11 protein-coding genes are annotated in these 8,639 nt (G+C 74.8%); 3 read left to right on the top strand and 8 right to left on the bottom strand.

The window, feature by feature from the left end:
* Positions 1–338: 338 nt before the first annotated feature.
* Entirely contained in the window at positions 339–569 is a 231-nt protein-coding gene (locus ACFXPX_RS42590; protein WP_375893058.1) for a hypothetical protein, read from the top strand.
* On the opposite strand, the gene ACFXPX_RS42595 is transcribed toward ACFXPX_RS42590, so the two are convergent.
* The 6 genes from ACFXPX_RS42595 to ACFXPX_RS42620 form a co-directional block, all read right to left on the bottom strand.
* On the bottom strand, positions 521–1,150 hold the full coding sequence (locus ACFXPX_RS42595) for a DUF6099 family protein (protein ID WP_380531732.1): 630 nt from the start codon (positions 1,148–1,150) through the stop codon (positions 521–523). The two genes, ACFXPX_RS42590 and ACFXPX_RS42595, sit on opposite strands and share 49 nt — an antisense overlap.
* Before the next feature lie 168 nt (positions 1,151–1,318).
* Positions 1,319–1,660, bottom strand: a complete 342-nt coding sequence (locus ACFXPX_RS42600) for a nucleotide pyrophosphohydrolase (protein WP_380531751.1) — start codon at positions 1,658–1,660, stop codon at positions 1,319–1,321.
* A gap of 125 nt (positions 1,661–1,785) precedes the next feature.
* Positions 1,786–3,186 carry an AAA family ATPase gene (locus ACFXPX_RS42605; protein WP_380531735.1) on the bottom strand — a complete coding sequence of 467 codons (1,401 nt, stop codon included), beginning with the start codon at positions 3,184–3,186 and terminating at the stop codon, positions 1,786–1,788.
* A gap of 106 nt (positions 3,187–3,292) precedes the next feature.
* Positions 3,293–4,168, bottom strand: coding sequence for a putative RNA methyltransferase (locus ACFXPX_RS42610; RefSeq protein ID WP_380645000.1), 876 nt, complete (start codon positions 4,166–4,168; stop codon positions 3,293–3,295).
* A 175-nt stretch (positions 4,169–4,343) separates the two neighbouring features.
* Positions 4,344–5,147, bottom strand: a complete 804-nt coding sequence (locus ACFXPX_RS42615) for a RimK family alpha-L-glutamate ligase (protein WP_380645001.1) — start codon at positions 5,145–5,147, stop codon at positions 4,344–4,346.
* 107 nt (positions 5,148–5,254) lie between these two features.
* Positions 5,255–6,148 carry a RimK family alpha-L-glutamate ligase gene (locus tag ACFXPX_RS42620; RefSeq protein ID WP_380531743.1) on the bottom strand — a complete coding sequence of 298 codons (894 nt, stop codon included), beginning with the start codon at positions 6,146–6,148 and terminating at the stop codon, positions 5,255–5,257.
* A 184-nt stretch (positions 6,149–6,332) separates the two neighbouring features.
* On the opposite strand from ACFXPX_RS42620, the gene ACFXPX_RS42625 reads away from it, so the two are divergent.
* The gene (locus tag ACFXPX_RS42625) at positions 6,333–7,205 is read left to right on the top strand and encodes a GNAT family N-acetyltransferase (RefSeq protein ID WP_375893051.1); all 873 of its coding nucleotides are present in this window, start codon (positions 6,333–6,335) and stop codon (positions 7,203–7,205) included.
* A gap of 89 nt (positions 7,206–7,294) precedes the next feature.
* On the opposite strand, the gene ACFXPX_RS42630 is transcribed toward ACFXPX_RS42625, so the two are convergent.
* Entirely contained in the window at positions 7,295–7,723 is a 429-nt protein-coding gene (locus tag ACFXPX_RS42630) for a fic family toxin-antitoxin system, toxin component (RefSeq protein ID WP_375893049.1), read from the bottom strand.
* Complete coding sequence (locus ACFXPX_RS42635) at positions 7,720–7,956, bottom strand: toxin-antitoxin system HicB family antitoxin (protein WP_270146936.1); 237 nt, start codon at positions 7,954–7,956, stop codon at positions 7,720–7,722. The genes ACFXPX_RS42630 and ACFXPX_RS42635 overlap by 4 nt, the downstream gene beginning before the upstream one ends.
* A gap of 375 nt (positions 7,957–8,331) precedes the next feature.
* Here ACFXPX_RS42635 and ACFXPX_RS42640 point away from each other — a divergent pair, with 375 nt between their 5' ends.
* Positions 8,332–8,526 (top strand): hypothetical protein, encoded by a 195-nt coding sequence (locus tag ACFXPX_RS42640; protein ID WP_375893047.1) that lies wholly within the window; start codon positions 8,332–8,334, stop codon positions 8,524–8,526.
* Positions 8,527–8,639 lie beyond the last annotated feature (113 nt).

The raw sequence follows: 8,639 nt of genomic DNA on the forward strand, positions 1-8,639 counted from the left end.
GCAGCCGAATCGAAACCTTTGCACCCCATCGATATCGACACCGTCAACACCATCGCCGGCACCCCTCCACTGGTCCCCCACCTGACCGCCGCCGCCTCGCTCACCCACCTCCACCCGCCCACCGCCCACCGCCCACCACCCACCGCCTCCGGCGTCCTCCACCCTCCTCAATTCGCGCCCCTAGCCGAGGCCGTGTTGCAGCGGCAACCCCGGATCACCCGAGAGGCTTACGGCGTACCGGAGTTGGACCGCATCGGGTGGTGCGCGGTGACCGGCTGCGGGAACGGTTCGTTGGTCGGTGCGGCACACCGCACCACCGATCCGAAGAGGTCCCCGTCATGTCCGAACCCTCTGCCACGCCGCCGTTCCCGAGCAGCCCCACCGGCTCGGCCACCGGTGACTCGGCCGGACCCGCGACCCCCAAGACCCTGCTCGAGCAGATGCAGGAACTGCTCGCCTCGGTGACCGCGGACCTCGCCGCGCTCCAGTCCGACACCCGGGACATCGCCCCGGCTTCCGCCTATCCCGCCGTCAACGACACCTCCGACTCCGTGTCCGGCACCCGGTAGTCCGGCGCCCGCTCCTCCTCCGTCGGCCCGCCCGCACCCGGCGGGCCGAGCCGGACCACCAGTAACGGCGCCCCTTGACCGTCCGGCTCCGGCTCCGGTTCCGCGCCACCGAGCACCGACCGCTCCACCGCTTCGCCCCGCCCGGTCGCCGCGCGCAACCGCGCGGCCACGTCCTTGCACTCCGACACCGCATCGACCCCGTCGATGCACGTCCAGTACAGGCTCTCGGTGTCCGCCCCGCAGGCCAGCACCACGAGCGTCTCCCCGACCTCCCGCAGGAGTTCCTCCAGCGCCCCCAACGTCGCCGCCGTTTCGCCGAGTTCGGTAAGCCGCCCGGCCCTACCACCGCCCACCAGGGCGTTCGTGGCGACGGACCGCTCCAGGCAGACCGCCGCGTGGGCGCCCGCCTCGGAGAGCTGCTGGCCGAGGCCCGTCAGCTCGTCCCCGTCCGACTCCGCCAGCCGAGCGCCCACCGCCTCGGTGAGCAGCGCCGCCTGCCGCGCCTCGGCCAGCACGTCGGGTACGTGCCTGGCCTCGGCCAGGGCGTGCCTGGCCGTCTTGATCAGTCGCAGTGCCTCCATGGCCCCCGCTCCTTCCGCTCGTCGTCGCCGTCGACCAGCACCGCCGCCGGGGCGGTGGGGTGGTCACGGGGAGAGCGTGCGGGGAGGGCGGGGTGGGACGCATCCGCCCTTTCGAAAGCTGTGGAAAACCCGGGGGCTGTGGATAACTTCCGTCCCTCACAAGGGTGATCAGCCCTTGTTCGGATTGACGTCAGCCCCTTCGCCCGGCACCGGGAAGCGGTGCTCGTTGCGCTCGATCTTGGCCGCGAGCGCCTCCAGCGGGTCCACCCCGACCGCCGTGCAGAACTGCACCAGGTACGCCAGCACGTCCGCGACCTCGTCGCGTACCCGGTGGGCCCGTTCCGGGTCCGTCATCACCGCGGCGGCCTGCTCCGGCGTGAGCCACTGGAAGATCTCCAGCAGTTCCCCGGCCTCCACGCTCAGCGCCGCCGCCAGGTTCTTCGGCGTGTGGTACGGCTCCCACCGCCGGGCCGCCGCGAACTCCACCAGCCGCTGCCGCAGCCCCTCCAGCGTCGGCTCCCCGGGCTGCTCCGCCGGGCCTCCGGACACCACGTCGACCCCGGGCACCACATCGGCCCCTGCCGCCCCGGCCGCCAGGTCCGCCGCCGACTCCCCCGACCTCGTCACTCGTTCGTTCACGCCCCCAGGTCTACCGCATCCGCTCCCCCGGTCACAGCGGAGCCTTCCCCCGCGCCCGCCGAGCCCTCCTCCCGATCCCCCTCCCCGCGCCCGTACTGCACCGGCACCCTGGCCGTCTCCGGCCGCAGCACCGTCGACCCCGTCGCCGGGTCCCGTCGGCACTCCACCAGCGCCACCGCCCCCGTCCGCTCCTCGCCCGCCCCGAACGCCGCCCGCGCCGCCGCCGGCTCCTGGAGCGCGGCCACCACCCGCAGCTGGTTGCGCCCCGCCATGTCCCGCGCGAGCCGCAGCAGCGAGGCGGTCTGCTCGGTCGCGAGCCCGGCCCCGAGGTCCTCGGCCAGCACGGTGAGCTGCCGGTGTGCCCATGGCACCTCGGCGGCCACGTCGAGGTCGAGCACCCCCGCCCCGGTCAGCAGCACCGCCGCGAAGGCGAGGTGGCGCAGCATCCCGTCGGAGGCCTGGTCGGCGCCGGTGCGCCCGAGCACGCCTTCGTCGAAGACGGCCAGTACCCGGCGCCCGGTCCGGCTCTCGCGCTCGGCGAGGGTGAGGCCGAGCAGTGGGTGGGGCGCGGCCTCCTGGACGGCTCGCAGCAGTTGCCCGTACCGGCGCGGGCACTCGTGGGCGAGCCGGTTGATCAGGGCCGAGATGTTGGCGGCGTTGCTGCGCAGCCGGGCCTGCGGGTCGGCCTTGGCCCAGCCGCGCATCAGGGCGGGGACGGGGTGCAGCGGGAAGACCTCGCGCAGTGCGGTGAGCAGGTCCTCGGCGGCGGCGAGGACGAGCCGTTCGCCGGTGGAGGAGCCGGCCACCCGGAGCGGCAGCTGGGCGGTGATCATGGTGCTGCTGGGGAACGGCGCCCGGATGTCCCCTTGCCGGGTGTCGTTGTGCCAGCAGACGTTGACGCGCCCGTTGCGGACGTCCTGTTCGCCGGTGTCCACCAGGGTCCGGCCGTCGAGGGTGAGCGACTCCCGGGCGATCCGGACCGCGCCGTCGGTGCGGATCACCAGGTCGAGCCGGATCCGGCCGCGCGGTGAGCGGACGGTGCAGCCGAGGATGACGGCGTCCCGTCCGTGCGGCACGCATCCGCCGAGGCCGCCGCGTACGGGCGTGGCGAGCGGTCCGGTGCGGTCGGGCAGCCCGTCCAGGGATTCGGGGATCTCCTCGCCGAGGGCGAGCCGGGACAGCACGGCGAGCGCGTCGAGGGCGTTGGACTTGCCGACCCCGGCCGGCCCGTGCAGCACGGTGAGCGGCGCGAGCGGCAGGACGGCCCGCCGGTAGGACTTGAAGGCGGTGAGCCGCAGCTCCTCGACGGTGGGGCGTGGCACTGGCGGCCGGTCGGGGCCCGGGGCGCCCGGGCGCAGTTGGGCCGGCCCGGCGGGCGCGGCGGCGTCGCGGTTCACCCGTCGGACGTTAGCCGCAGCCCGGCGGGGCGAAACGTCCCTGCTCCCCAGATTCATCCCTACGGGGCGGGCCCGTCCCGCGCCGCTGACCCGCGGCGGTCCTCGGTTACGGCCGCCGGTACGCGGCCACCGTCACCGAGGCGGTCACCTCGACCGGGTCGGGCAGTTCCTCCAGGGCGGCGGCGAGCCGGTCGGGGTCGGTGTGCCAGGCGCTCGGCCCCATGCCGACGACGGTCCGCACGTCCTGGGCGGAGAGCCACAGGGTGAACTCGACCGGTTGCCGGCCGGCCGGCGTGAGGTAGGGGCCGAGCTTCTCGTCGATCCGGCGCTGCTTCTCCTCGTCGACCGACAGCAGGCCGAGGGCGGCGACGAGTTCGCGCAGGTGGCGGGCGGTGGGCGAGACCAGCAGCAGGGTGCCGCCGGGGCGCAGCACACGGCGGATCTCGGGTCCGTTGCGCGGGGCGAAGACGTTGAGGACCAGGTCGGCGCAGGCGTCTCGCAGCGGCAGCGGGCGCCAGGCGTCGCAGACCACCGCGCCGATCCGGGGGTGGGCCTTGGCGGCGCGGCGCAGCGCGTACTTGGAGATGTCGAGGGCGGCGCCGACCCGGCCGGGCAGGGTGTCCAGGACGTGGGCGAGGTAGTGGCCGGTGCCGGCGCCGAGGTCGGCGACGAGGCCCCGCGGACCGTCCGCTCCCCCGCCCGCCCCGGCGTCCGCCCCATCGCCCACGGCCTCAGCGGCCGCTGCGGCCAGGGCGTCGGCGATCGGCCGGTAGTGGCCGGCGGCGAGGAAGTCGGCGCGGGCGGCGACCATCTCGGCCGTGTCGCCGGTGCCGGTGTGGGCGTCACCGGCGAGGAGGCTGACGTAGCCCTGCTTGGCGAGGTCGAAGCTGTGCCCGGCGGGGCAGCGCAGGCTGCGCTCGTGCCGGGTGAGGTCCTGCGCGCAGTGGGGGCAGGCCAGGTAGGGCTCGATGTCCTGCAGCAACGTTCCGTCTTCTCTCGCCGTTCGGCCCCGGCCGGTCGGGGGCGCCAGCCAGCCTAACCACCCGGGCCGGTGGTCGGCCGCCGCGCCGGAGCGACACCGGCCCAGCCACACCGAAGCCCGGGCCCAGCCCAGCCCAGCCCAGCCGAAGCCCCGCCCCGCCCCGCCCCGCCCCGCCCTACACCGGAACCCGCCCCCGCTCCGCCGCCACCCGCAGGGCGAGCCCCGCGAGCGCCTCCGGCGCCCCGGCCCGCCCGCGCGCCCCGGGGAAGGCGTTGACGTCGACGATCACCGGCTCGTCGGCCCCGTCCAGCAGGTCGACCCCGTACACCTCCAGCCCGAACACCTCGCCCACCCGCAGGGCGAGCGCGGCCCGCCGGGCGGACGGCTCCCACTCCTGCGCCGCCCCCAGCCCGTCATCGCCGACGGAGAGTTCGGACCGCCGCCGTGCCGCGAAGACCTGCCCGTCGACCACCCAGAGCTTCTGGTCCCAGCCACTGCTCCGGAGGTACGGCTGGGTGACGACCTCCTCGTGCGGCCAACGTTCAGCGAGTTCCCGCAGCCGTTCCGCGCCGTCGACCAGCGCGACCAGGTCGTGGCGCCGGCTGTGCCGGCTCTTCACCACGAACGGGTACACCTGGTCGGCGAGTTCGCCCAGCGGACCGGCCGTGACCGTCGCCGCGAACGGCAGTCCGGCGCCCCGGGCGAGCGAGGCCATCCGCACCCGGTCCTGGCAAAGCCCGGTCGCCGCGGCCGAGTTGACCACCGCGACCCCGAGCCGCTCCAACTCCCCGGCCAGCGCCAGCGCTTGCGGCGTGCGTGCCTTGAGCAGGTAGACATCGGCGAGCGCCCCCCGCGGAACACCGCCGTCGAGCGGGACGGCCTCCACCCGGCAGCCGCGCCGCTCCAGCACTCCGGCGGCCGCCGCGAGCAGCGGGTGCCCCGGGTTGCCCGTGATCAGCCCGACCCTCAACTCGCCCATCGGTCCACCCCTCGACCCGCCCCTCGACCAGCCCTTCAACTCACCCCTCAACCCGCCCTTCAACTCACCCCTCAATTCGCCCCTCAACTCGCCCTCCGGTCCGGCCCTCACCGCAGCCCACCGTCCACCAGTCCGACCCGGCCGTACTCCTCGCCACCGGCCGGAACCAGCGCGGGCACCGACACGGCCGTACCGCTGCGCGCGAGCCGCAGCACCGCCCGGGCGACCCGCTCCACCGCGTCGGGCACCTGCCGGAAGCTCGGGAAGTCGTTGACGTCCACCACCACCGGCCCGTCCGGCCCGAGCAGCACGTCGACGCCGTACAGGTCGAGGCCGAACACCTCGCCGACCTGCGCGGCTATCCGTGCGACGCTCGCGGGCAGCGGTACCGGCCGCTCGCGCACGCCCTGCCCCGGGTGCAGCGGCGATTCCCGTTCGGTCGCGAAGAGCTCGCCGTCGACGCAGTACACCTTGAGGTCCGTGCCGTTGTTGGGCACGTACGGCTGCGCGATCAGCAGCCCCTCCCCGGCGAGTTCGGGGCCGAGGCCGATCAGGTCGTCGGGTCCGGCCACCAGCCGTACGCCCCGACCGGAGCTGCCGTCCGCAGGTTTGACGACCAGCGGGTACTCGGCGGCCGGGATCTCGGCGAGCCGCTCCCAGCGGGCTGCGGCGTAGGTGACCGGGGTGGGCAGGCCGCGGGTGCGGGCGATCACCGAGGCGAGCGCCTTGTCCCGGACGCCGCGGATCGAGCGGACGTCGTTGACGGTGGTGAGGCCGACCGCGGCGGCCGCCTCCAGCAGGGTGAGCCCTGGGCCACCGGATACGGTCTTGAGCACCCAGGCGTCGTGGCTGCCGGCCCGGACCGCCTCGGAGATCGCCAGCAGCGAGTCGCCGGGGCGCAGCACGTCCACCCGGTGCCCCCAGGAGGTGAGTTGACGCGCGACGTCCAGCGGCATGCCGTCCCGCCGGTAGTGCTCCTCCACCAGAAAGCAGAGCCTCATGGGCCTGACTTCCCCCTTGCCTCGCCGAGTGCGGATGTCCGCCGTCCCCCTCGGCAGAGCTGTGAAGGCATCAGCTTGCCCGGCGTACACGCACAAGATCGCCGCGAGCGGGTAAGCGTTCGGCAACAATCGAACGCCGGTCCGCCGCACAAACCGGTGGCGCTCCACTCCGGCCCCTGCTTGGATGCACGCCGTGACTTCTGCTGATCATGTTCCGGACCCCGCCCTGCTCGACGGCATCGAGCGTTACTACGACGCCGTGCCCCGCAGCGCCGCCACCGCGGAGGACTTCGGCCCGCTGACCCTCTTCGTCCGCCGCGGCGAGACCGGCTGGCACTACTACGCCCGCCCGACCCCCGGCCACGGCGGCCCGGCCGCCACCGCCGAGGACGTCCGCCGGGTGCTGGAGCGGCAGCGGGAGCTGGGCCTGCCGGAGGCCTTCGAGTGGGTGGCCGAGCAGAACCCCGAGCTGCGCGCGGCGGTGGAGGCGGCCGGCCTGGCGGTGCACGAGCACCCGCTGCTGGTGCTCGGCCCGCAGGACGGGACGGCCCCGGCGCCGGCGCTCCCGGAGCGGGTGGAGGTGCGGGTGCTGGCCGCGGACGCTCCCGAGCTGGCCGACGCGGTGGCCGTCCCGCACGTGGCCTTCGGCGCCCCGGGCACCGCCACCGGCAGCGCGGGCGCGGCCGAACTGGCCGTGAGCGCCGCGACGTTGACGTCCGAGGGCGGGGTGGCGCGGATCGCGCAGCGGATCACCGACGGGGTCAGCGTGCTGGCGGCCGCACTGGAGGGCGGCGACGTGCTCTGCGCGGGCCAGCACAACCCGGTGGGCTCGGTCACCGAGGTGGTCGGGGTCGGGACGCTGCCCTCCGCCCGGCGCCGCGGGCTGGCCCTGGCGGTCACCGCGGCCCTGGTGGCGCACGCCCGCGCCAACGGCGTGCGGACGGTGTTCCTGTCCGCCGCCGACGAGGACGTCGCCCGGATCTACCGCCGGGCCGGCTTCCGCCCGTTCGCGACGGCCCTCATCGCGGAGCCCGTCGCCGCGGACCCCCAGGCCTAGACCGGCGCGGCACCAGCCCAGGCACCCGCCCAGGCACCGGCACCGGCACCGGCACCGGCACCGGCACCGGCACCGGACGGGGACGCGGCTCAGTCGTCGTCCTCGTCCTCCTCCTCCGCCCCCGTGACGCCCTCCCCCTCGGCCTCGTCGACCACCCAGGCCGACAGCCGTTCGGCGACCCCGGACACCCCCAGCCGCCCTTCCCGGATGGCCCGGGAGAGGCTGCGCACCTCGCGGGCGGTGGTGGCGACGGTGCAGCCGCTGGCGACGAGGTAGGCGTAGGCGACGGCGGTCGCGAAGAGCTCGTTGGTCTTCTCCAGGGCCGGCACCCGGATCAGCTGGTGCATCAACGCGGCCGCGCGGTCCTGGGGTTCGGGGTAGACGGAGATGTCGAAGATCTCGGCCTGGTGCCGGGTGACGGCCGCGAGCAGCGAGCCGTAGTCGGTGACCTGCGGGTCACCGGGCGTGTACTGCTCGGCGGTCATGAGCAGCCACGAGAGGTCGACCTCCAGTTTCAACGGCGCACGTCCTGGAGCTCGCCCGACTCCCCGAACTCGGCGAGGAACGCCGTCTCGTACTCCTTCATGAACTGTGCGGCGGCGTCGATGAAGGCCCGTCCCGATTCACCCATGTCCTGCTGGACCAGGCGTTCGATGTACTGGTTCATGCTGATCCCCTGCTGCTCCGCCCGTTCCCGGGCCATCTCCGCGGTCGTGGCGTCCACTCGGACGTTCAGCTGCTTCTTGCCCATGCCGTTCAAGCTAGCGCCGAAGTGCTAGCACAACAAGGGCGCACGCACACCGCCCGCACACCTGCCGCACGCCCCCACGCAACCCCTCCGTCACCGAAGCGCCAACCGAAGCGCCACCCGGACCACCGACCGAACCACCGACCGAACCGCCCGGCGGACGCCGCCGAGCCGCTCACCCATCCGCTCCCTACCCCGTCACGCCCTCCGCCACCCGGCCCCGTCCGTGCCCGCCGCCGATCGACCCCGCCCCCGCACGGGCCCGGCACGGACCCCCGACCCGACCGGGCCTGACTTGAAGAGTCCTGCACCATCCGGGACTCTGAACTCTCCTGAGCGTTCCCCGAGCGGCACCGACCGGTTTTGTGGAGGCCGGCAATGACAGCCATGTTCGACCAGGAGCTGCGCGAGCAGCTCGCCCAGGCCCGGCAGGACCTCGCGGCGGCCCGGGCCGAAGGGGACGCCGACGGCGTCCAGGCGTACGAGGGCCGGATCGCCTCGCTCCTACGGCTCGCCGCCCAGCACGGCATCGACCTCCCGCACAGCGCCGACGAAGAGGAGCACAACGAGTAGCGCGCGCCCCGCACGCAGGCGCGGAAGCAGCCGCCGCAGCAGCCCTGGAAGCACCACCCGCCCGCCCCGCCCAACGCCGAGGAGGCGGCACCCCGTGACGCACGGGGTGCCGC

The organism is Kitasatospora sp. NPDC059146 (assembly GCF_042786665.1).
In the GTDB taxonomy this organism is placed as follows: Bacteria; Actinomycetota; Actinomycetes; order Streptomycetales; family Streptomycetaceae; genus Kitasatospora.